A 22,846-nucleotide genomic window follows, 5' to 3' on the forward strand; every position below is an offset into this window, starting at 1 on the left:
GTGGTTTTATGCCATAATGAAGATAGGAAATGGCGCGCGCGGGAACATGAGGACCAAGCATTGCGGCTTCGTTTGGTTAATATCTTGCGACATGGCGGGAGCGTGAACGGCGTTCGCGGGGATGACGCTGTTGGATTTCGAGCATTATGCTGACCCCCCAGAAGGCACAGGATTTGCTGGCGCAATTGACGTCAAAGCAGACGGAAGTGCTTGTTTTGCTCAGTCATCATCAAACGACGAAAGAGATCGCCCGCGAGCTTGGGCTATCGCCAAATACCGTCGATCAGCGGATTATGGCTGTTCGGGACAAATGGGGTACGTCGAACCGAAAAGAGACCGCGCGTCTCTTTGAAGAGGCGACCAGCATATGTGGAGAAAGCACACATATAACGCTCGGCGTGGACTCCTCGGTCACGGGGGCCGACACAGGAGAGATTATCGTTGATGCTCAAGCGATGTTTGTTTTGCCCAAGCCTCGGCGTTTTCGACCATATCGGGATTGGCTTGATATTTCGAACCGCGATGGGGCCGGCTTGGATTGGGTGGACGACAGATTCGGGAAGCCGGGGCGGGTGGTCCTGGTTTTCGTTATCGCCGTACTCATTTCGCTCATGTTGCTGTCGAGCTTAGCCGTTGCCGACGCGCTGCAGCGTCTATTTACGCCGGGTTAGGGGACATCGGTGCTTGAAGAATTAAGGCAAATCTATTGGGTCGCGTTCGTCGTCGCCTTGATTTTTATCCTTTGGAAGGGAGGCGTTCCTGAGCGATTGGGTGCGGCAACTGTTGTGGCGATGGCGGTTCTGCAGTTTTCGCTTTTGGTATTTATGCGGAGTAGCCGCTTCGACGCTGTCGACCTCGGGTCACTGGTGACCGACGTCGTGGGTTTCGCCGGGTTTGGCATTCTCGCGCTTAATGCGCGCCGAATTTGGCCGCTTTGGGCGACTGCACTTCAATTGCTTAGCCTCGGTGCGCATTTTGCGCGTTGGGTATCACTGGATATGGCTCAGCAGATTTATGCCATCACCCGTTCGACGCCAACGGCGATCGTTGTGGTGTTGATGGTGCTTGCGACGGCCTTTCACATTCAAGCTGTGAAGCGCGGGACGTCTGGAGCTGACTGGCAAGACTGGGATCAGTTTCGACATTAATGGGAGGCCGCCGCAGGGTTATACAAAGCCGCGGTGGGATAGTGCTCCCTGGATCGCTTTTGCAGCTTCAACCGGCACCGTTATCGAGAATGCGTTAACGAACAATGTGGCCGTCCTCATGTCGCGCTCGCTCAGATCACACTTGCCGTAGTCAGCGATCGGTTCTGAAGCCCCTTTGACGGCGGCGTAGAGCTGTGAAAACAACTTGTCCGCTTGGGCCCGTGCTGGGTGATCGATTTGGGCATATTGCAAAAGGCGTTGTTGAAACAGCGCGCGAATTGGCCGGTTCAATTTCTCTTCGACGGCGTCGACACATAGGTTGAAGCCGTCTTGGAAGATTGATGTGATCTGCTGTGGATCGATTGCCGTGGGGATGGAACTGAACTCGATGCGGGTCCGGTAAGCGCAGAATACGAGCGATTCAAAGGCGGCTACTTCGCTATCTATGTCGCCCGCCAGTATGCTGAGCTGGTGGGCTGTATTGTGCATGAAATCTGCACCGCATGCCGTTATCTGCGTTGCTACCACAAGCGGTGGGAGATCGTCTCGCATATCGTTCGCCGCGATGACGTGCTCGATCCGGGCTGCATCAAACGAAACGACGAAATCTGTGAGGGGTTTTGGCCGGTGGCGTCGGAAGCGGGGCGGCAAGGTGTGTCTCCGCATACGTGAGCGATGTAGAGGTTTGCAGCGTCATCTGGAGTTGGCCGCATTTGCAAGTCTCGTGCGATAGAGCGTTCGCAGAAGACTGGGAATGAATTCCCATTGCCTCAAGACGATATCGTTGAGCCGGTCGTGATCTTCGTGTTTGGCAATCCATTCTCGGGCGGCTTGTCCCATCGGACCTGCAGCATGCGCGCCAATGAGGCCAAACTGGCCTGCTTCGCGTTTTCCCTGCAACAGATATAGCCATAGGTCGAGATCCGGGCCCACGGCTTCCAGGAAACCGGTAGCCCATTCTGTCAGGTCGATGTCACCGTTATCGAGCAGCGTTAGCATTGGTGCATAGCTGTTACGTTCGTCAGAAAGCGCGCGCCTGATTTCATCGAGGCGATGGGCAAGATGTTCGGCGGCCAGCTTTTGTTTTTTGTTCGCAGGCGCACTTGCTTCCGCGGCCCCGATGATCGCATTGATGGTGGCGTCGTCGTCACTTTCATCGAATGAAAGTATTGAACCTGTGAGAAATCCGTCGACCGCAGAGGAACTGGGGCGGGTCAAAGGGGCGTCCGCGCGCCAAATTTCGATATCGTCCCATGACATATGCAAAACGTTCCATAGCAGAGGCCCTTGTGCGCCTGCCTCAATTATAGCCTTCTAGAATCGGATTGTCAGGAGTCGGAGAATCATGACGGAATCGACGGCCACATCATCGCTCCCTGTCGTGCGGATCATCAATGTCGACACCGACGGCGTGTTCTTACACGACGGTGAACGCACGTGGGTCGAACCTTGGGACGCGGTCAGCGACATCCAAGCAGCGAGGATACCTGTCGAGCAATCAACGATGCTTGTTCTTGCCCTTGGTTTCAGGGACGAGCGCATGGTGCTGGTTGCGGAAGAGGAACAGGTTTGGGGGAAGCTCGCGGAGGCAATCCAGTTTGAGCTGCCAGACGCAATTCCGATCGACATATGGCAATCCGCCCTATCCAACCTCGGGCAGTTTCCGGTCTATGAACGACCAACGCTTTCGTGACCGTCAAACGTTGTCGATCAGTTTCTGGATTGTGCTGATCGGAGTATCGTCGATCAGCGAAATTGTCTCGCCGCATCCGTGACATTCCACCGTTCGTGCAAGCCGAAGGGTCTTGTAGCTCACCGAAATGACGATGCCGCAATTGGGGCATTCGGTTTGGGCTCGAATGTCATCGAGTTCGTGTGCCATACGTCGATGTAGCATGTAGAGGCGGTGACGAGAAAGTCGGAAGTGAGCTGCGGGCCACTCGCCGCTGGTTGCACCGCGAGCGATCTTCGTCCGGATCAGATCCGGGATACGTATCGAATGACGACAATCGCGAGTCTCATTTTGAGCGACGAAATTCACCATGGAATCAGCCCACGAGTCCCAAAAAGAACGATCTGTGACGTGGGGGTGGTCCGGTGCCTATGGGTGCATTGGGAAGGGTTATTCGTTGCGAATGCCGGTGATGGTCAAGGACGGAGCAGCTCAATTGCGATTGAGCCCCATTTCCCGGCTTTGAAGCTTTCGCTTCCAGAGCTGTTCGATGGCTACTATATCGTCTTGAGTAGCGGCGGATCCGCTGACCTCGAGGATACTGACCTGATAATCGCTTGGTTCGCTGCTCCTCAAGCCGAGATTCCCACCATGACCGTCCTGCGCGTAGTTGAGCCAGCGTCCAAAAAACCCATTGGCTCCAGTCGCCGAGCCGACGTATTGCTCCTTCGTTCTTGATGACGTGAGCAAGTAGACGCCTCGAGCGGCACTGAGAGCGGTCACCCAGGTCGCCGGCAAGCCCTGAAGCTCAGAAATCCGCGCGAGAAAATGCGTGTAACCCGGGAAGGCGTCTTCGCGAAACGCGCGCGTCAACTCGCAAATGGTCTTGTTTTGGCGGTCCGCGCGCTGGACCCACGAACGGGTTCCGGATCCCCAATCGATCCAGAGCCGGCCGGCGTAGTCGGCGAGGTCCGGAATTGGTTCGGTTTCGTAGCGATCGAGAGCGTGGCTCGTGAGTGTGCTGCCCGGGACGCCGTGCAAGGGATCGATCCAGTGCTCGCCAGCGTGCCCGATACGCTTTGCCGAATAGAGTCCGGCAAACAGCGTGCCGCCCGTAGGTGGAGCGACGAAGCTTGCCCAAATGGGCGCGGCGAGGCTGGTGCGATTATGCGTCGATTGTACGCATTGGTAGTCTTCGAAGGCCGGTTTCTGATCCCGCCACAAGAGATAGGGCGTGCGGCCGTTGGGGCCTTTTGTCTGGTGACGCAGGAGCCGCACGTCGGCCGGGCTAAAGCCTGCCTTGGCCAGGAGATCTGTGAAGAGCAGCATCAAAGGAATTCGTCTCCGGCATGATCGTCGAACAGGGCGGCGTCGCGCACGTAACCCGCAACGGTATCGAGCGATTTGTGCCGCGCGTGGTCCTTCATCTTGAAAAGGCTCGCGCGTGATGCGGCGGCTGACGTCAGGAAGCCGGCACGGAGCGAATGTGCCGAATAGAGCGCGGGATCGAGGCCGGCGGCCGCCGCAGCCGCTTTGACCAGGCGCGCGACGCTCTTGTCGGTCATGGGCGCATCGGTGAGGGTGTCGGACCGGGTGAGGCGGCGGAACACAGGGCCCTCGGTATGGCCGGCTTGGTGCAACCAATGCCGCAGCAGGGTTACGGGTCGAATCGACCGGCCGTTGGGCACCGCGATCGTCGTGCCTTGCGCACCCTGGTCGCCTTTCGAGCGGGGAATGAAGATCCGGAGGCCGGAGTTCACGAAGGACATCTCCTCGTATTGCACGGCGACGAGTTCGGAGCGGCGCAGCGCGCTGGCGAAGCCGATCGCCAGGATGGCGCGGTCACGCACCGCGCGCAGGCCCATGCCCTCGATGGTAGCCAGCATGCCCGTGAGGATGTCGACCTCGGCCGGGGCCTTTTGCTGGACTTTGCTCCCGTAAGTGTTCCGGATGCCTTTCAGCATCGTCGTGATCGTGCCTGCGGCGTCGCGCGCGGAGGGCGGTGCGAGCGCGGCATCGCGGTGGTAGCGATTGATGGCGGCGAGGCGGCGGCCGACGGTGGACGTCTTCATTCCCTCGCGGGCTTGCCGCTCGAGGTAGAGCGCGACGACATCGGGGTGTGCGGGGAGCGCCTCGAAATTTCGTTCCTCGCAATATTCGCAGAAGCTGACCCAGTCGGACGCATAGGCGCGGAGCGTGGCGCCGGCGTGCGCGGCTTTCATCGTCTCCTGCGCGGTCTTGATTTCCGCGTGGAGGCGCTCTGACAACGTCGCCATCGGGGGCAGGGGCGTCAGCTCGTCGCTCACGGCAGGCTCGCGCCCCACAGGCCGTAGAGGCGATGGATGGTGCGCTCGCGCAGCGACAGATCCCAGGACGTCGGGCGGCGCGGTTTGATCCACGCCAGACGCCCAAGCCGTGGTATCTCGACACCGACGCGCAGATGCGCACGGTCGCGCAGACGCGCGGGAGAAGCCAATTGCCAGTCGTCATCGCTCATGTGCCACTCGATCGAAGTGTGGGCGCCCAGGATAGTCAAGGGCGGATCATTGTCTTCGGCATCGAACGTGAAACCGAGGAACTGGCGGCCGAGCGGCGTGCTCAGGAACCAGGCTGGACCGATGGTGCGAAAGGTCAGGGTGAGATCGGAGCGGTTGGTCACCGTGAAGCGATGCCAGGAGCCGCTGAGATCGGTTCCGCTGACATAATCGACCGCGACCCGCAGGCGCCGGCGGTGGAGCGAAGCGAGAAACGTGTAGAGGCCGGCCAGACCGCCGATCGGGCCAATCCGGGCGCCTGCTTGCCGCGCGATCTCTGAAAAATCCCCCGTCACGATCGTTGCCTCAGGTCCGGCCGAGCAGATAGTCGCGATAGGCTTCGGCATCGGCCGGGAGCGGTCCGAACCAGTGGCGGCGCAGGGCGCGGGGAAGCCAACGCAGCCGTGGCAAACCGCCATGCGCGAGCGCAAACGTCAGAAGCATTGCGACCAGCACAACCCCGACTTTCAACGATGGATTGGCGAACAGGCCGATATGATCGCGGGAGAGGATGCTCCAGACAGTGTCCGCGAGCGCGGCGCCGATTACGAGAACCAGGCAGCCCAGAAGCACACGCGACGCGTGATGATCCCAGCGCTCGATGCGGGCCATGAAGGGCCGGTAGTAGCGCGCGCTCACCGGCTTGCCGGGGCCATGCTCCCAATAATCCCATTCGGGGTCGGCACAGCGGATCTCGGGCCACTCGCTTTCCGGCGGCGGGACCTTCTTCCAGAAATCGAACCCAAGGAAGGTGCGCTCGCACGCCAGGCGCTTTGCGGTCGGCCAGTAGAGCTCATCCCAAGAGCGCAGGCCATAGTCCCGGTCATGGGCCGCCAGCCATTGCGCGGCGGCCGCCGGAAGCGGTGGATCGATCACGTCCGACCCTTGGAAGATGCGCCAAAGCAGACCGACACCGAGCGCCAAGACGACGGTCGCGGCGCCCGGCGGGGGCGTGGGAAGCGGTAAGGGCGTTGCCGGCTCGATGGCGTGAAAGAGCGCCGGCAGGCCGAGACTGGTCAGCCCGATCGCCAGGAAGAGCGGTGCGGCGAGCGTGACGATCTGCCGGCGGTTGTGTTGCGCACCGCGGAACCGCTTCACCAGGAGAATGAGTTGGTCGACCTCGCGGGCGCCGGCAGCGGGATCGTCGGGCCGCAGGTGACGGGCCAGGGCCTCGTAGGGTGTCTCCGGATCGCGTTCGCCTGCGGCTTGCGCCTCGGTCAGCGCCGCGAACAGCTCCTCGAGGCCATAGCGCGCGACAAATTCGCGATCCTCGAGCTCGACAAGATCGTCGGTGATGCGCTGCACCTGCTGGATCGAGAAGCTCTCGACCCCGATCGTGATGACGACGACCTCGATGATCTGCGGTGCGCGCTCGATGAAGCGGTCGAGACATTCGGAGAACCGCGGGCCTTCCATGGCGCGGGCATGGTGCGATCGGATTCGCTGCGTGAAGATGTCGGCGATGAAGGCGCGGACCGTGGCCTCCTCGTCTTCTTCGCTTTCGATCAGCGCCGCGACATGCGCGGACATGGCATAGCCATGATCGCCGTCGTCTTCATCAAGGGTCATGACGCGCGCTCCTGAGGTCAGCCGGGATCAGTCGTCGAACAGCCGCTCGACCAGTTCGGTGCCGTAGGCTTCGAGCAGCACCAGGTCGGGGATGTGCTCGGGCTCCAGATTCTGCCACGCGCCGTCGCCGAAACGGAGCTCATGGCGATCGAAGGCCTTGTCGTACTGGTAGATGCCGTAGGTCGGCTTGGCGAGCTTCCAGCTCCTCGCCAGCGCCGATCCGGGCCGGATCAGCGCCACGAGTTCGATATCCTGGGCGGGACGGGTCATGTCTGGTTCCTGATGAGTTTGATCTCGGCGCCGGGCGCCTCGAGTTTCAGCCAGTCGCGATCGGCGGTCCAGATCGTCAGACCTTCGATCTGGCCCGTGGCGATGCAGGCGCAGTCCCCGAGGCCGATGTTCAATTTCCGCGCCGGCCCGATCAGTTTGCCAACGATGTCTGCTTCGGCATCGCCAAAAGGCAGGATCTTGAAGGCGAAGTCTCGCACGGTTGCAGCGATGGTTTCGTCGGCGACGCCGTTTTTTGCCAGGACCGCGCGAAACTCGGCGAGGTTCACCGCCGACATGCATGCGCCGGCGAGGAGCTCGTTCTCGTCCACGTCATGAGGTTCGCCAAGGACGAACGCGGCGAGAACCGAGGTGTCGAGGATCTTGTCAGCCACGCCCGGTATCCCTTTGCGCATCCTCGATCCGCATCGCCTTGAGGTCGCCCTGCAGATCCGCGTCCGGCGCCAGGTAAGGCGCCAGCCTGGCGCGGATGCGTTCCAGGGTCTTGGAGGGGCGCCGCACCGAAAGCGTGCCGTCGTGCAGTTCGAGATTAAGTGTCTCACCGGCACGCAGGTTCATTTCCCGGCGCAGTTGGGCCGGTATCTGGATGCGCCCGTCGCTGGTGATCTTGACGCTGTGCATGGTCATGGCGAATGTCCTGGCTGGTTGCGGAGTGACAGTGTACATCACGTGGCGATTTTACGCCAGAACAAAACAGGATTGGTGTAAAATTGAAGCCCCCCACCTATGTCCGATAAGGAATGTTATCGGACATAGGTGGTGGCAAAATTTTCGTGCTTCAGATTCCCTGAAGATTGGACTGCATCGCAAATCTTTAGGAAACCCCACGCGCACACGCGCACACGCGCCAGCGACATCGCGGGCTTTTTCACGGACGACCATTTTGAAAGTGGCCTTCAAGGTATGACGACCCTCTTGGCACTACTCGGAAGAATTTGAGGGGGTTGCGTTTTCGGGCTGTTGAAGAGCGTCGCGCTGCTGCTGTAACTCGGCTTCCTTCGAGCAGTGATACCATTCATTGCCTGCCGTGCTGCACAAGTCTGCTTCCTTAGCTTCCTTGTTCAGCCTTCTTTCTTTCCGGCAGAAAGCGTCGCGGTTACGCGCATCCGTACTCATGCACATCATATGAGAGAGGTAGATCCGATCTATAAGGGCCAGCTCCTGCTCGCTGAATAAATTTGCGACTAGATTTTCTCTAGATCTCGCTTGCAATTTCTCGGTAGCACCTGGAGTGTCGCGGACTAAATCCTCATCCTGTTTAACTAATGCATCTTCCTGTGCGTCAAGCTTATCTTGAGCGGCGTCAAAATCCGGTTTGGCGATCGAGGTCAGGATCGAGAAAATATGTCCTTGAATCGGCCCCATGTTAACCACGATGATCGGTTTTCTTTGATCTGACTGATTGGCCTGCACCTCAAACTCAAGAGGCGCGCTAACAGTTTCACCTATATCGGCAGCTGATAAAGTAAGCGTTCCAGAGCACGAAATCTTTTGATTTCCTGTGTCGACTGATGAGCTTGTGACATTATCGGCACTGAGTTTCAGTTTGCTGATCCAACCTTGCTTGCTACTTTCGTACTCAGCGGGGGAAATATTTACATTGGTCGGAGACAGTGCATTATCTTTAACAATACTATATACTTGCTCGAGAATCTCGTCCGAGGCGCAGACCTTGGGGTCACCTTTCTTGAGCATGGCGTCTGGTGAGTTAGAGCAAGCCGTTATCAAGGCAGAACAGGCCATGATTGTAAATATTCTATTATTCATTTGCACCCCATTCTCATCTAATAGTTTAAATTCACGACGTGTGAATAATCTCTACAGATATTCATTATGTATAATCTATGCCTCAGATGAATTAAAATCGTTTGCGCCTACAATCTGGCCATTTCTGACCTTTAACTTGAGGCGGAATGGCCTTTGTAACGCGGTGCGCATCTCATCAACGTCAGCCATTGCAAGCACCATCTTGGCCGTGTCTCTCGACAGCGCTTTGAGCGTCTCGTCTGCGTAACGAAGAAGCTCTAATTTTCGCCTGTTTATTTCTCCCGATGACCAGAGAGATGATGCTTTTTCAAGCTTATTGCGCAACTTGGCATCAAACGCTGCCAGGTTTGCTCCGCGGTCATCAAATTCCTTCAGCGATTGCAGAATGTCTTCCCGGCGACGCTGTTTGCCAATCTCCCCTCCCGGGAACTGACACATAAGCTGCCATCCAAGCGCCCGCGCCCTAAGGCACAACACAAGCTGCTGTAATAGATCGCCCAGTTCTCGTTGTTGCCTCGCTACGACATTGACGAATTGGCCGGAACTGAACCATCCTTCGTCTTTGGCGGCTTCGAGTTTCTGCATCCCTGCGGTCAGGTCTCCGCGAAGGTGGTGCTGGACTTGGATCAGGTCGGCTTCGTGACGCTCGATCTGCCCTAGTGCGCTGGCTGAATGCTCACCAGCGGCGACTGCTGGCGCAATCTGTTCAAAATAGTGGATTGCGCTTGTTAGGATCGCACGACGGCCATCCTGCTGAAATAAGACGACTCTTTCTACGTCATCCTTCAAGTCAGATAGCTTTTTGCTGATATCCGCGAGGTGTTTTTGCGCGAGTGCGACGGACGCAATGTTCATCAGAGCTGAAGCGTTAGCAATTGCCGCTAGCTTATCCGTTGCGAAGAGGTTTGCATGCTCTTTGATTCCATCAGAACCAATGGCAAACGCCCTAAAGCCGCCTCCTTTTGCTGCCTCGGCAAGGTCGCCATTACAAACGACCTCCATGTATTTTGTTCCCGTTGCGCCGGCGATCTCAGCGGCTGTGCCAACGGCAGGTAAAGTCTGTATGATCGAGTTCAGCCTGCTAACGCCATCGTGACCAGGGTCGATCCAGTGCCACGCTTGATGCCCGGGATCAGACACTTCGGTGATTGAGAGAAGGGCCACTTCGTTGGTATCGTCGATTTCCGGTGGTGAGGCTGTTACGTCACCACAGTTTGCGGTTTCGGGTACGCCGCGAAGTGAAGTTTGAGCAACACTTAACCCGCGTCCCTCACCAATGATTTTGCGTCGAAGGTAGGCGATATGGAAGACGCATGGCACAGTCACTTTGTAGCTCGGATCAAGCATTGAGATGCCGAGCAGTCCCCAACCGCCAGAGGCTAACAGTGGGATCATTAGGGCCGATGCGCCAGCCTTCAAGTACCAGCCCTTCTCGGAAGTGCGTCCAAGTGCCGTTTCTCGGGCATTGGCGGCCAATTGTTCTCGCTCGACTGGCGTCAGTGCGAGCCATCGTTGCTCAAGAAATATATCGAGCAGATTTGACTCGTTTTGGAGGGTTTGCCCTTTCTCGAAGGGAATCTTCAACTTCCTGCAAACGTCGGACACGAGTTCATCGTATGCAGGGCCTTCTCCTCCGCGCCCAATATTGGCTATCGTATTGCCGCCATAGAGACGAAGTTCTTTGCCAATCGCTGTGTGATATTTAGTATGGTCGGGATTGTGAGTTGCATAAGATGAATCGACGACCAGAAAATTTGTCAATTTAGACGTAATTATTTGCACAAGTGGATCGAGTTCTTCCCGTGTGCTGAGTGCAAGGACAGCATCCAATTCACCTTCAGACGCTCGCTTTAATAACTGCGGTCCTATCGCGTCGGCCATTCTTCCCTCGGGTCAATGTCGAATAGATCGACAGATGTCGTGCCTTCGGAGGTGCCGCAAGCCGAATTTGTTAGCATGGTGCGTGGCACTGAAAAATTGTTGGCTTGGTACTGGATGGTTCGTTTTATGTGACGCCCCCATCATGGCCCCGCCGGACCGAAGCTGCGATTTTGGCCATGTGGCCCCACGTGCTGTCCCGCTGCCCTCCACCGCACAGCGCAGCGCGCTCGGCGTCCGATCTTTACTAAAACCGGCAGCGAGGTGGGGCATGTCACTCTGCTCCCGCCCGCTGCGGCGGCACAATTCAAAACGGTTCATTGTTTATCACAGGATTCTCAACGTAGGTCACATAGAAGCCGCGAACCATACGATGGTCTTGCATTCTTTCCCCAAGGGAGAAGCCATTCAATTTGCGGGGTGTTGGCTGGAAGATATCCAACCCTCGATCCAGAACCATCTTCCATCCGGTATCAGTGGTGATGTCACGGGCGTGCAGCGTTCCGCTTCCATCAAAGGCCCAGGTGAATTCAATGCCCGTGCCCGTGCAAGCGTCCGCGATCCCGTCGAGACATTCCCGCTGCTCCTGAATGTTTACATCTTCTGCTGCGGTGACGAGATGGACTGAGACCTGATCTTCCGGCTGCTTGCGACGGATCAGCATTTCGATAAGTTCCATGACGTTGCGCGCCTGATGGAACTTGCGGATATAAGGATCCGTGATGATGATCCTTTTGGCCCCATCCGTCCAAGGGCCAAAGATCTTGTCGAAACTGACACCTTTGCGGTTCTCGGCGAAGACGACATGCCCAGGCTTTGGGATAATCGCTGAGGAGGCGTTGCTTGCTGGCGTTTCAGAACGGGTTCGGACCTTGGCGGGCTGAACTTCAGCCGGCGCTGTATTCTCCTGTACTCCGGTTGCTTCGCCATGACCAACAGATCGCCGATGGTATAATTGAGAAAACTCCTCTTCCTCCAGCGTCGTGACAATGTGCTTTGAGCTATCCTGAGCAATGTAATAGAAATTGGCCGTCTCGAAAGTGCTGTCGATTCGCAAGAGCTGATCTTTCACTCGCTTGCGGCATTCAATAGCAAATCTCAGAAGCTCTTCGACTTCCGCTTCCGTCTCGCCGCCATTCGGGAAAATCAGCTTCAGAAGCCCGGACATCGTCTTGTTGATCGCCGCGCGGTCCCGGATATGGGTCTGAACAGGTACGGTGAAGAACTGATCCGGCCGGTGTGAGAAGTCCTCGGCGCGTAAGTGTCGAAGGATTTCGGCGAGATAATCGACGATGAAGCCATAGCCGGAAGTGAACATCTCGCCCCGGATGATGCCTACTTCCCACCCAGGCAAATACGCGTGCAGTCGATCGATAAACGCGCTGTCATGGAACTGCGGCGGGAGCGCCTCAAACAGGTCAGTATTCTTCAGCATCCATGGAACGTTGTGCTCTGTGTTGCCCACGAAGGCGAAGCTCGCTTCCGCTCCCATCGGGTTGACCCCGCGTGAGAACTGCTTGTTCGCCATGTAATTTTTCATGATGTCGACAAGCGCCTTGTTGGCCGTCTTCTCGCGCCCGGCGAATTCGTCGAAGGCCACGACATCCCAATACCCGACCAGGCCAATCCGCCCGTTGGAGTTGTTCACGAAGAGCTTGGGAACCGTGACTTCGCCGCCAGAGATCAGTTGGCCGTGGGGTGAGAACTCGGAATAGATATGCGACTTGCCCGTCCCCTTCGGCCCGAGCTCGATGAGATTGTAGTTTCGTTCGACGAATGGGATTAGGCGCAACAGCTGCAAAAGCTTTGACCTGCGTCCGAACATGGACGGATCAAAGCCGATGCTCTGCATCAGCAGGTCGATCCATTCGTCGGTGGTGAATTTGCCGCGTGTTTCGCGATAGCCATCATAGTCGACGCGGGCGATCTGGATCGGTTTCAGCGTGTCGATGATCCAGGGAGATATCCGGCTGTCTTCCGAAAACTCATACTGCACATCGGCGATGCACCAGATACCCGTCACTAGCAGCTTGGGATGCGCTTTAACCGTGGCGCTGTCGATCGCGACCCGCTTGATCCCGAGGTTCTCAAACACCGCCTCATAGGCATCGGTCTTTTCGTTCAGCGCCACGCTGACCTGATCGATGACCTTGTAGCGGCCACGCTCCTTGATCGTCGACTGGACCAAGCCTGCTTCGGACCGATGGACGTAATGCTTTCGCAGGATATCCTTGACCGTCTCTATGCCTGTCGCGATCGAGGCTTCGTCGTCGGTCGCGCAATATTGGCCGAGCAGGTATTCGAGCACATAGGTGGGAACGATGGCGTTCCCCTTCACGGCCTTCACCAGGTCCTTGCGGACTACGAAACCGGCAAAATGCTCGTTGATCTTGTCATCAAGGGTCGACATCGGCACCTCAGAAATCGAAGTCTGTGCTGATCCCGCGTTTCAGCAGCAGGGGCTGCGAAGCGTGATCGTCGAAATGGCTGGTCTTGCCGATGCGCGTACGCAGCTTCAGGAAGACCGTCTGATTGTTATAGGCGTCTGCTGACTTGGACAGAAGGAAGCCGCGCGATAGCTCGCGCTCGCGCGGGTTCTCGGACACAAAATCGAAATCCAACTCGACTTCGTCGGAGATGAGCGTGCCATCTCCGGCAAAGATCGCCGCATGGACCTGTCGGGGTTGCTGCTTATCGGTCACCGGCTCGGCCTGATAGAATGTCATCTGGATCTGCCCTGTGGTGATCTGGGCACGGGCCGGCGGGATGATCTGCACCGACACCTGCCCGACATCTTCCTTGCGCTGCTTGCCGACGCGCAGCACCGGCAGGACGATCTCCTGCAAGCTTGCTCCGCCATGGACAAAGCGGCTGCCCGACCCTTTGACGCGCAGACGGTTGATGGAGTTGGGGATCAGGATGTCCTGATCTCCACCCAGGCCAAGCTCGGCGGCCGTGAACTTCTTCATACCACCCGTGCTGCCGAGCCCTCGTCCGATCACGAAACGACGATTGCGTGTCACCACCTCGCCTTCCGGCTCGCCCAGTGCAAAGCCGCTCTCCTCCAGAGCCCTGTGCTGCCACAGGAACCCGTGATCCGCGGTGATCAGTATGTTCGAGAAGTTGGCCGAGGTCAGCTTGCGAACCAGCTTCACCAGATCCTCGATGGCCGTTTCCGCCGCCGCCGGCACATTTTCCTCGGTGGCGAGCTTGTCGCCGATCGCATCAATCTGGTTGTGATAGAGGTACAGGACATCATGATCCCGGAAGAGATCCCGGCCCTCGGACGATCCCAGATTCATGAAGTCCTTTGCCGCCAGAACCTTTACCCGGTCCCCTGCCCTGCCTGCCGCCAGCGCCTTTTCACGAGCGGCGGCCCCCATGGTGCTTTCACCGTCCAGCAGCACCAGATCATTGTCGTCGCGGATCGCCAGTTGCCGGTGCGGCAACAGCGCCGCCATGCCGAGCTGGGTATAGCTGGGCAGAACCCCGATCATCGGTTTCAGCTCGGCATCGAACCGGTTGAGCTTGCGGATCTCTCGCAGCGCCTCTTCGGCAACCTCGTATCGCAGCGCATCCGAGATGATCACCACGACTTTTTGGTCCTTGCGGCGAAACTCGGCGGCCTGTTCCCGGTAGAAATCCATCTGGCGCGGGAAGCCTGGAACCACCCAATCGGTCAGACGAGCAACCTGATCCTGCCAGGCATCGTTCAGCTTCAGCACGAAATTCGTGGTGTAGCGGTTCTCAACCGCCTCATAGAGCGCTGACAGCAGCCCTGACTGGCCGCTTTTCTGCATGTGATAGATGAACTTGCGATAAAGCTGGTCCAGCCGGAACCAACTTGTGGAATAGCGCTTCACACCATCGGACAGGCTGATCATCGTCAAATCAGCTTCGGCCAGCGCCTGCTGAAACTCGGTCGCATAGCCAATGGCCTGATAGACATCCGCGTAACGACTAAACCAATGGCTCTGGCGGCGATCGCGCACCCATTTCAGCACATCTGTCGCGGACAGGCTCTGTCGGGCCAGCCCCTCAACGATGGCGACGACGATCCGCCGATCCACTTCCTCGAAATGATCATGCGGGATGAGGGTGCGGAAATCGCGGGAAGCCAGATTGTCCCTGATCTTCAGCACATCCTTATAATCGCCCGACAGCTTCTCGAACGCTTCACCCCACCGGCGCGACGCGCTCCAGCGGCGGAACATCAGCGCGGCATCGGTGTTCAGGGGGGCAGCTTCTCCCATGGCCCGCGCCCAAGCGCTGGAAAACAGCGTGATGGCGAAATCCTGAAAATCCGGCGCATCCGCCGCATAGCCATAACGCGCTGTCACTTCCTTCCAGAAGAACTCTGCCAGCCCGACCCGATCCACCAGCTTCAACACATCATCATGGCCGTCAGCTAGTTCGGCCAGCAACGCCTCGATCACCGTATCGAGATCACCATCCACACCGGCGCAGACCGCCAGCATCTTGCGGCGGACATCGTTGGCGCTTTGCGATGGCCGCTCGCGCTCGATGGCGCGCAACGCTTCCAGCCGCTTGCCCGAACGGTAGAATTCGGCGTGGTCGCGCACGGCGGCTTCGTGTTTCGCCGGGATGCCCAAATCAGCCACCCAGATCGCCGCCTGATCGGCGCGGAACACGGCGCTGGCCAGTTGCACATCCAGCAGCCAGTTTTCCACCATCGGCGGCTCGGGGCCGTCCTTGTAGAGCAGGAAGCGCGCCTTCGGCTCCCGCCGCAGCATGCGATATTTCAGGCCGAACTCATTATTGGCGATCTCCAGCTTGGTCACGCCGGGCAGGTCAACCGCATCGAACGCCTCGCGCAAATCACGGGAGGCGTCATACCAGAAGACGATGCGATGGCCCTGATCCTCATAGAGCCGCATCAGACCGGCGGTGATGCGGTCAGTCATCCGCAGCCTCCAGCCCCTTGATCGGCTTCAGTGCACCGGCGAACAGCGGATAGTTGCGCTTCACCCCGTCATCCAGATCGATGGCGATCTTCTGCTGCGCCATCGGGTAGACGACATCGCGTTCCCATTCGGTCAGTTCGGCGATCTGCTTGATAACCGTGGCTGTTTCCTTCTGCGCCTTTGTTTGCTGGGCGGGCGTAGCGGCAGGATCGACGGCCAGCTTTTCCAGCCGGGTGCGCTCCACCTCCAGCTTGTGGATGAATTCGCGCACATATTGGTTCAGCACGACCGAGACGGTGTCAGGCCGGTAGCGGTGCATATAGATCAGCGCATTGAAGCTGCCCTTGGGGCTGGAGAACATCCAGTAGATCGGGCGCTTCTTGTAGCGGCGCACGTGATAGTCGAAGAAATCCTTCGTGAGCCACTTGCGCAGATCCTTGCCGAGGGCCGCTTCGATGAAGGCGAGGTTTTCACGGAACTTCGCCTCGCCAAAGGTCACGCGCAGGAAATCGCGGGCGCGGGTGACGATGTCATCGGCAAACCAGTCAGCATCCAGCACCGGGATGACATTGTCGCGGTCGGGCGCGAAGCTGGGTTCCGGCACGTGCGCCAGATATTCCTCAATCCCTTCGCCCTGATTGGCGAGGATCAGGCCCGGCGCGTCGAGGCTGTAGCGCCCGAACATGCAGCCCACGGCATAGTGGAGGAACTCGGCCACCGTATCCTCGCGCAGCCGCGCCTCGCGGTCCTCTTCCGAACCCTTAATACCATAGCGATAGGCCGGGTTGCAGGTGAGAGTGATTTCCTCGACTGGCACCTCGGGGGTGAGTTCATCCTGCAAGCCATAGGCGTCGATGAAGATGCGGTTATTCTCTTCCTCCAGCCGCTGCATCTCGTCCGTCATGCCCTGCCAATGGGCGCGGAGGTTGGCGTAGGTGGCCGAGAGCGTCTCGGCTCGGTGCTCGGGCTGGAGGAGCGGGAGGGTGGTGAAGTCCCACGAGGTTTCGTAGGCGTCCCAGTCAGACCTAGCAAATCGAATAGTTTGCAAGTCATGCACACGCAAATTGCGAAATTGACTTGGCTTCGTGAAGGGAACACGAGCCAAGTCACCGACTTGAAACGTCGAAGTGGGATTCACGCAACGCATAAATTGCGGCATCAGGCTGCTGCAAAGAAGACTTAGGACAGGGCTCAAATCATCCGGGTGATGTGGGACACCCGATGAGCCCTTAACATCGAACAGGAATCCCTGTGGCGAAAAACGCGCTGCAAAAGAGCTTGTCGAAATGTCGGACCAGGTTACGCATTCGAGGAACATTTTGTCGAGGTTCTGAATGTAGCGCGACCAGTGCTTTCCCTTATTCCTATGGGTGGCGAAGTCCTTCACCTCTTGTCCATCATACTGCCAGTTTATAACATGGCTTTGGTTTCCATACCATTTTCTATGACCCCCGCCTTTGTTGTAGGGAAACCACTTGTCTTCGCGCGAGGCAGCATCTTCGATGCTCGATGCATCATAGCAGATGTCAGCAAATTCAACTTCAAACCACTGTTTCAGAAAGCGGTCATTATCCCCCGTATTGAGGCCGACTGCTGGTTTAAATACATCTTCTACGGCATCAAGTTTGCCGAAGCAGGACCTAAAGTTGTCCGAGATCCAATGGGCAATCGGCTTGCCTTCAATGGCTTCGAATGTCTCAGAACTGGCGCGCTTGAAAGGTGCGAGACCCTTTGCTGCGAGGCCAAGCTTCTCTGATTTAATTGCTTCTGAGCGACCATCGCGTAGATCGATGAAATCCCCTGCAAACTCGCGGGAGCCATCCTTGCAAAGCACAAAAGCGGTAGTTGAGACGACTTCTCCTCCGATTGAGTCGAAAGCACCAGTTCCCAAATGGGCCATAGACCTAATCGGAATACTAGAGACTACTTTTTCGCGCAGCTTTTGGTGACGTGACAAGAACATCCAGCTTTGCATGGTGATCATACCGACAAAGCCTTTTGCGAAAGACAATTCGGCAGATCTTTCGATGAACATTGCAAAGAGATCTGATTTTGAATCAGGATAGAGTTCCTTCGCGAATGCATCCAACTTACTGTTCATCCCTTTGCCGCCCATATACGGCGGGTTGGCCACCACCGCATGATACTTGGGCGACAGCGCCTCAGCCATGCGCAGCACGGCCACAACACGCGCCTGCACCTCCTTCAGCAGCAGGTCGGACCCAAAGTCCCGCGCCTCCACCACCCGTAGCGCCTCGACCGGGTCGCGCAGTTTCGGTACGATCAGCGAGCCAAAGTTCTTGGCCTGCTCGTACTGCGTCAGCGTCTCGCGCAGCTCATCGGTGAACAAATCCTTGCCCACCACGGCGGCCACGTCCTGCATCTCGGCAGGTGTGAAGCGCACATCCTGCAGCACGACGATGTCGGGCTTCGCCTCCATCCGCAGGAAACGCCGCCGCCCCAGCCTTGCCGCTGCCTTCATCGACAGCGCGAACGCCGCCAAGGCACCGGCGCGGTCGTCAATCTCGATGCCGGTCAGGTTATGCTTCAGGATCAGGCCGGGGATCTCGGCCGAGTCATGGCCTTCCTCCGCATAGATTTCGTAGAGCAGGTCAAACGCATAGGTCAGCATATGGCCCGAGCCACAGGCCGGATCGCAGATGCGGATATCCTCGGGCCGGGTGATCCGCAGAAAATCCGTCTCCGGCTCTTCCGACGCGATGTAATAATCCATCTTCGCCGCCAGCTTCGATTGCGGACGGTTCAGCAGCCACAGCCGCCCCAGCGAGTTTTCCACCAGGTAGCGGACAATCCAGTGCGGGGTGAACAGCTGTGTTGCGGCGGGGATATTCTCCGCAGTGATCTTCTGGTTCTTCTTCAGGCCTGCAAAGACCTGATCCTTCTTCTCGCTGATATAGAACTGGTACAGCCAGCCGATGATCTCAACATCCTGGCAGGCCTCTTCCGTCATCACCTCGCGCAGGCGGGCAAGGATGCTGTCCGGCGACAGAAGATCGTCGGGTATCAGCAGCTCGGTATAATCCTCGGCCCGGTCGAGCATATCGGCGCGCTCGAACATATAGGGCATCGCGCCGTGCCATTCGTTGCAGGCATGGATCAGCAGCAGCCGATAGGCCTCCGCCTGCCCATCATGGGCGGGGCGTGTACCGTTCAGATATTCGGCAATCTCAGGCCGGGCGCGATCCGGCAGGTTGCCTGCCATCGCCTCCGCCAAGATCTCTGGCCGGGTGGCGCCATCGGCAGGCGACACCACGCGCGGGTTGGTCAGGCCCGTGACATCCATGAAGCGCAGCGCGGTGAAGCGGTTGAACCAGGTGTAGGCTGCTTGCTCGATCACGTGGGCGCGGTTGCTGTTGGCGGCGGCCTCGAGCTTCGCAATCGCCTTGGGATGCTCGCGGCGAGCCGCTGCGCCTTCGGCCAGCACCATGTCCAGCCGGGCAGTGACCTGATCGATCAGCAGGTTGCGCGCGCTTTGCGCAAATTTCTTCAGGGCGTTGGTATCCATCAGACAATCACTTTCTTGCCCGCGCCGATCTCGGCCAGCAGGGTCTTTTTCATCTCATCAAGGTAGCGGGTCACATCGTCCTCATCTTCGAGATAGGTTTTCGCGAAGGGGACGGTGATCGACTGCGCCTTGATATATTGGGGCTTGGCCGGTACCGGTGGCACATATGGCGCTGGCTGAGGTTCGGCTACGCCACCGGAAGGTTCGGGCTGGGGCGCGGGCGTCGGAGCTGGTGCAGATGTCAGTTCAGCAATGCGCGTCAGCGTGTCTGCCAGAAGGTTGGAACGCACTTCAGTCACCAGATGGCGCAAGGCCGGGATCAGGCTCTGTGCGGCTAGGCCTGATTTCCGCGATACAAGCTCTTCGCGGATGCGCGCCTGCTGTTCGGGCGGCAGTGCGCCAAACTCCGAAGTCTGGGCGACTTTTCCGGCAACCTCGTCAATCGCCGTGATGACAGCTGTGCGCTCAGCCAGAACGGTTTGCTCGATACGCTCCTTCAGGGCGTAGAAATCCGTCTTCAGTTCCTGAATCGCGGTGCCCTTGTAGCACTGCGGATCCTCAAGAACCTGACGCAGCTTGTCGGAGGTGGTGCCTTCGGCATAGCCAAGGTTCTGTTCCTGCCTGGTCAGGAAAGAACGCACTTCATCATAGATGGCTTTTTGCGGCCCGCGCATGAAGCTGCGGACTTTGTCGAAGACATCCTCTTTTGCATCCAGAAGCTGGTCTTCCTGCCCTATCGGGCCGGTGATGAACCAGGTGGCAGACTGATCGCGCATCCCATCCAACAAGGTGCGCAGGGGATCGAGGGCGGCGGCAAAGGGATAGGCTGCAATGGCGCGACTCTCCTGCTCGACATCACCAAGCAGCTTGCGCAGTTGCGTCTGCCACTCCGCACCCAGACTGCGCGCGTCATTCCCCGAGGCGGGAAGATCGAACAGCTCCTGAAACAGTTCGCGCGATTTTCGGATCTGGGCGGCGGTGAATTCGATCTGTGGCGAGAGGAGGATATTTCCAAGCGCATGGCTGTTGCGCAGCCCCTGGATCAGGGCATCCCCTTCCAGCACGCTGCTGTCGGCGCGCGCCTCAAGCTTGCCGCGTGCGACAAGGCTCGCGGTCAGGCACAGGACCGCGATGGTGGGCCAGCCATAGGGTTTGGCGCCGAATTTCTCGACCAAAGCCTTGGCCGAGACCCGTGTGCCAAGGCGCATCTGGGCTTGGGCATGGTTCAATACGTCCTGCTCGGCTTCGGTCAGGCCGCTGCCTTCGCCGCCAAAAAGTCCGCCATCGACGCAGCCTGCGCGCCCAAGGTCAGCTTCGGTGTAGGTCGCGCCGCGCAGGACCGGCAGGCTGGTGTAGACTTTGTCCACCAGGACCTGGAAGGCTTTGACCAGTCGATCCTGCGGGTCCTCACCCCCGATTTCCAGTTCGGTGCCCCGCACGAAGAGCCGCGCGTCCGCGATCAGACTGCGCAGCCGCTGGACCAGTTCCTTTTCACGGCGCGTGTTCTGATCGCGCTTTTCCGCGATGATGCGATCACGGCCGGGCTGAGCCTCGCCGCTCGTGACCTGCCGGGCAAATTTTACGGTCTGGAGCCAAAGGACCAGATCGCGCGTGAAGCGCACATCCCGCCCTAACAGGACGACCATCTCATCGCTGGCCATGCTGTTCGAACGCACCACATCCGGTTCGTCTGAGTCGTCGCAGAAGGGCGAGATGATATTCACCGAAAGCTCTTGCTGCCGGTTCAGGCTGTGCCCGTCGAGCTTGCGGGTGAAAGCATAGTCGATACCGGTACCGGCATGCTTGATCTTGCCGTGACGCAGGATCGCACCGAAGGCCAGTTCGTCGAGCTGGCTCTCGATTTCGGCGGGATCGACCGCAATCGCCTTGATCTCGGCCTCGACGTCCTTTTCCTCATTGGTGAGGAATTCGTAGACCTCGCCGTTGCGCTGAATTAGCGTCTGGCGCTCGAGAAGCGACAAGGCCTCTTCGATATTGCGGCGCTGCTCGGTCTGATCCGCCTCGAACCGGGACAGCAGGAGGATCGCGATATTACGCGCAGTCGGTTTGAATTCCTTGACGTACTTTACAAGGAAAAGGACCTTCAGAACCCGCACCGCGAAATCATCGCCCAAGTTTTTTTCAGCCAGCTGGATCGATTGCTGGACCGATGATTTCAGCGCGGTCCGGATCCCCTCGAACATCAGGTCGAAGGTTGCGAGACCCCCGACTGGCGTATCGGCCAGCCGCTTGGCCACCTCTTGAAAGACGCCCAGCATCGAGCGCTCGCCAACCGAGCTATGCTTGCCCTCGAACGCGTTATGCTGCGAGAGCCCCATGATCGCGCGCTGGAACAGATCATATTGGTAGTTCGGAAACGGGTAACTCGCGACGAACTGGTCCTTTCCGGAGAAATTCCTGAACTTGAAGGAGTTATCGCCGAAGTCGAACAGCGTGCGCATGTTGTTTTCCTCAGCATCATAATGATTGCCAAGGGTAATCTGGCCAGCCTCGGTCTTGGCCAGCAGGCGGCGCTGGATGACTTCGGCCACGTCCTGGGAATTCAGGGGCATCCGGTTGGCGAAGCGCGCCTGAATCTTCGAGAAATCATTCTCCTGCTGCGCCGTCAGATCGCCGATGACCGAACCCATGTCCTGCTGGGCAGTGACCACAATCCAGGCCTGCCCCTTGCACTTCGTGTTCAGGCTTTCGGCAATGGTCTGCAGGTTCGTCATCAGTTTGACGTTGTCTGCGATATACTGCCCTACCTCATCGACGAAAAAGTTTAGCCGGAACTTCGGCCCCTGGGCATCGATCCACGATTTCACCATGTTGGCGAAATCCTCGATCGAGACCTTGGTGTCCTTGCGATACTGGCCGAGAATATCCTTGACCTCGTCGCCCGTGACCTCCGCGAAGGCCGCGCCAATATGCTTGCCTTCCATCAGCGCCTGCTCACGCCCTCGCTCCCACGCGTTGCCGGAAGACTGCATGAAGGCTGCCTTGAAGGCCTCGAGTTTGCCGCGGCTATCCAGATCACGCTCGAACTGCGCGATATGCGGGAGCTTGCCATAATAGCCGCACATCTCATCAAAGACCTTTTGGAAGACAGCCAGAAGAGCATCGACATCGGTCTTCGAGATCACATCCGCTTTCTGGTCGATATTGAACAATACCGACCGGGATGGGATCGATACCGCCTTGCGCAAGGCGCCCGCCAGCATCGGGTTGCCCGCAAGCTTGCGCTCGAAGATTTCGATGGCGCGCTGTCCCTCGACTTCGTCGTTTTCGAGCAGAAGAGCGAGCATCTTGAGAAGGTGGGATTTACCTGACCCGAAGAAACCGGAAATCCACACCCCATTCGCGGTATCGTAATTGTTGTAGGCGTCGAGGAATTGCTCCAGTCGGGCGCCGATCTCGTTGGTGATGACATATTCATCGAGCTCGGTCAGGAGGCTGGCCTTGTCATCAGCCTTGATCACGCCATCGATCGAGCGGTCGACCGGTTTGGCAAAGATATCACGCAAAAGAGTAGCCAT

The 22,846-nt window shown here is 58.1% G+C and carries 19 protein-coding genes; 3 read left to right on the forward strand and 16 right to left on the reverse strand.

The window, feature by feature from the left end; translation table 11 throughout:
• The first annotated feature begins 146 nt into the window (after positions 1-146).
• Together MTR64_RS16200 and MTR64_RS16205 are read left to right on the forward strand one after the other, a co-directional pair.
• Positions 147-671 (forward strand): helix-turn-helix transcriptional regulator, encoded by a 525-nt coding sequence (locus MTR64_RS16200; protein WP_098108346.1) that lies wholly within the window; start codon positions 147-149, stop codon positions 669-671.
• Positions 672-680: 9 nt separating this feature from the next.
• Entirely contained in the window at positions 681-1,148 is a 468-nt protein-coding gene (locus tag MTR64_RS16205; RefSeq protein WP_098108345.1) for a hypothetical protein, read from the forward strand.
• An 18-nt stretch (positions 1,149-1,166) separates the two neighbouring features.
• On the opposite strand, the gene MTR64_RS16210 is transcribed toward MTR64_RS16205, so the two are convergent.
• Positions 1,167-1,799 carry a hypothetical protein gene (locus MTR64_RS16210; RefSeq protein WP_141521624.1) on the reverse strand — a complete coding sequence of 211 codons (633 nt, stop codon included), beginning with the start codon at positions 1,797-1,799 and terminating at the stop codon, positions 1,167-1,169.
• Between the two features lie 42 nt (positions 1,800-1,841).
• Positions 1,842-2,408 carry a UPF0149 family protein gene (locus MTR64_RS16215; protein WP_243995485.1) on the reverse strand — a complete coding sequence of 189 codons (567 nt, stop codon included), beginning with the start codon at positions 2,406-2,408 and terminating at the stop codon, positions 1,842-1,844.
• A gap of 85 nt (positions 2,409-2,493) precedes the next feature.
• On the opposite strand from MTR64_RS16215, the gene MTR64_RS16220 reads away from it, so the two are divergent.
• Positions 2,494-2,841: a hypothetical protein gene (locus tag MTR64_RS16220; RefSeq protein ID WP_098108342.1), complete on the forward strand. Its 348-nt coding sequence runs from the start codon at positions 2,494-2,496 to the stop codon at positions 2,839-2,841.
• A gap of 3 nt (positions 2,842-2,844) precedes the next feature.
• Here the strand turns inward: MTR64_RS16220 and MTR64_RS16225 are convergent, their stop codons facing one another.
• The 14 genes from MTR64_RS16225 to brxC all read right to left on the reverse strand — a co-directional run bounded on the left by MTR64_RS16225 (position 2,845) and on the right by brxC (position 22,846).
• Entirely contained in the window at positions 2,845-3,192 is a 348-nt protein-coding gene (locus tag MTR64_RS16225; protein ID WP_229710496.1) for a hypothetical protein, read from the reverse strand.
• 120 nt (positions 3,193-3,312) lie between these two features.
• Complete coding sequence (locus MTR64_RS16230) at positions 3,313-4,149, reverse strand: GIY-YIG nuclease family protein (protein ID WP_243995580.1); 837 nt, start codon at positions 4,147-4,149, stop codon at positions 3,313-3,315.
• Positions 4,149-5,096 carry a site-specific integrase gene (locus MTR64_RS16235; RefSeq protein ID WP_098108394.1) on the reverse strand — a complete coding sequence of 316 codons (948 nt, stop codon included), beginning with the start codon at positions 5,094-5,096 and terminating at the stop codon, positions 4,149-4,151. Before MTR64_RS16235 ends, MTR64_RS16230 begins: the two co-directional genes overlap by 1 nt.
• Positions 5,097-5,122: 26 nt before the next feature.
• Positions 5,123-5,650, reverse strand: coding sequence for a hypothetical protein (locus MTR64_RS16240; RefSeq protein ID WP_243995486.1), 528 nt, complete (start codon positions 5,648-5,650; stop codon positions 5,123-5,125).
• A gap of 10 nt (positions 5,651-5,660) precedes the next feature.
• A complete protein-coding gene (locus MTR64_RS16245) occupies positions 5,661-6,923 on the reverse strand; it encodes a hypothetical protein (protein WP_243995487.1) in 1,263 nt (420 codons plus the stop codon).
• 27 nt (positions 6,924-6,950) lie between these two features.
• A complete protein-coding gene (locus tag MTR64_RS16250; RefSeq protein WP_098108337.1) occupies positions 6,951-7,193 on the reverse strand; it encodes a hypothetical protein in 243 nt (80 codons plus the stop codon).
• Positions 7,190-7,585: a type II toxin-antitoxin system VapC family toxin gene (locus tag MTR64_RS16255; protein ID WP_243995488.1), complete on the reverse strand. Its 396-nt coding sequence runs from the start codon at positions 7,583-7,585 to the stop codon at positions 7,190-7,192. Before MTR64_RS16255 ends, MTR64_RS16250 begins: the two co-directional genes overlap by 4 nt.
• On the reverse strand, positions 7,578-7,838 hold the full coding sequence (locus tag MTR64_RS16260; protein ID WP_243995491.1) for an AbrB/MazE/SpoVT family DNA-binding domain-containing protein: 261 nt from the start codon (positions 7,836-7,838) through the stop codon (positions 7,578-7,580). The genes MTR64_RS16255 and MTR64_RS16260 overlap by 8 nt, the downstream gene beginning before the upstream one ends.
• A gap of 294 nt (positions 7,839-8,132) precedes the next feature.
• Entirely contained in the window at positions 8,133-8,906 is a 774-nt protein-coding gene (locus MTR64_RS16265) for a hypothetical protein (protein ID WP_188821287.1), read from the reverse strand.
• Between the two features lie 147 nt (positions 8,907-9,053).
• Positions 9,054-10,859, reverse strand: coding sequence for a hypothetical protein (locus MTR64_RS16270; RefSeq protein WP_243995493.1), 1,806 nt, complete (start codon positions 10,857-10,859; stop codon positions 9,054-9,056).
• 304 nt (positions 10,860-11,163) lie between these two features.
• Entirely contained in the window at positions 11,164-13,266 is a 2,103-nt protein-coding gene (brxL, locus tag MTR64_RS16275; RefSeq protein WP_098108305.1) for a BREX system Lon protease-like protein BrxL, read from the reverse strand.
• A gap of 7 nt (positions 13,267-13,273) precedes the next feature.
• A complete protein-coding gene (gene pglZ, locus MTR64_RS16280) occupies positions 13,274-15,781 on the reverse strand; it encodes a BREX-1 system phosphatase PglZ type A (protein ID WP_243995495.1) in 2,508 nt (835 codons plus the stop codon).
• Entirely contained in the window at positions 15,774-19,307 is a 3,534-nt protein-coding gene (pglX, locus tag MTR64_RS16285; RefSeq protein WP_243995497.1) for a BREX-1 system adenine-specific DNA-methyltransferase PglX, read from the reverse strand. The genes pglZ and pglX overlap by 8 nt, the downstream gene beginning before the upstream one ends.
• Positions 19,307-22,846 carry a BREX system P-loop protein BrxC gene (gene brxC, locus MTR64_RS16290; protein WP_243995499.1) on the reverse strand — a complete coding sequence of 1,180 codons (3,540 nt, stop codon included), beginning with the start codon at positions 22,844-22,846 and terminating at the stop codon, positions 19,307-19,309. Before brxC ends, pglX begins: the two co-directional genes overlap by 1 nt.

It is taken from the genome of Novosphingobium album (ex Hu et al. 2023) (assembly GCF_022832385.1).
In the GTDB taxonomy this organism is placed as follows: Bacteria; Pseudomonadota; Alphaproteobacteria; order Sphingomonadales; family Sphingomonadaceae; genus Novosphingobium; species Novosphingobium album.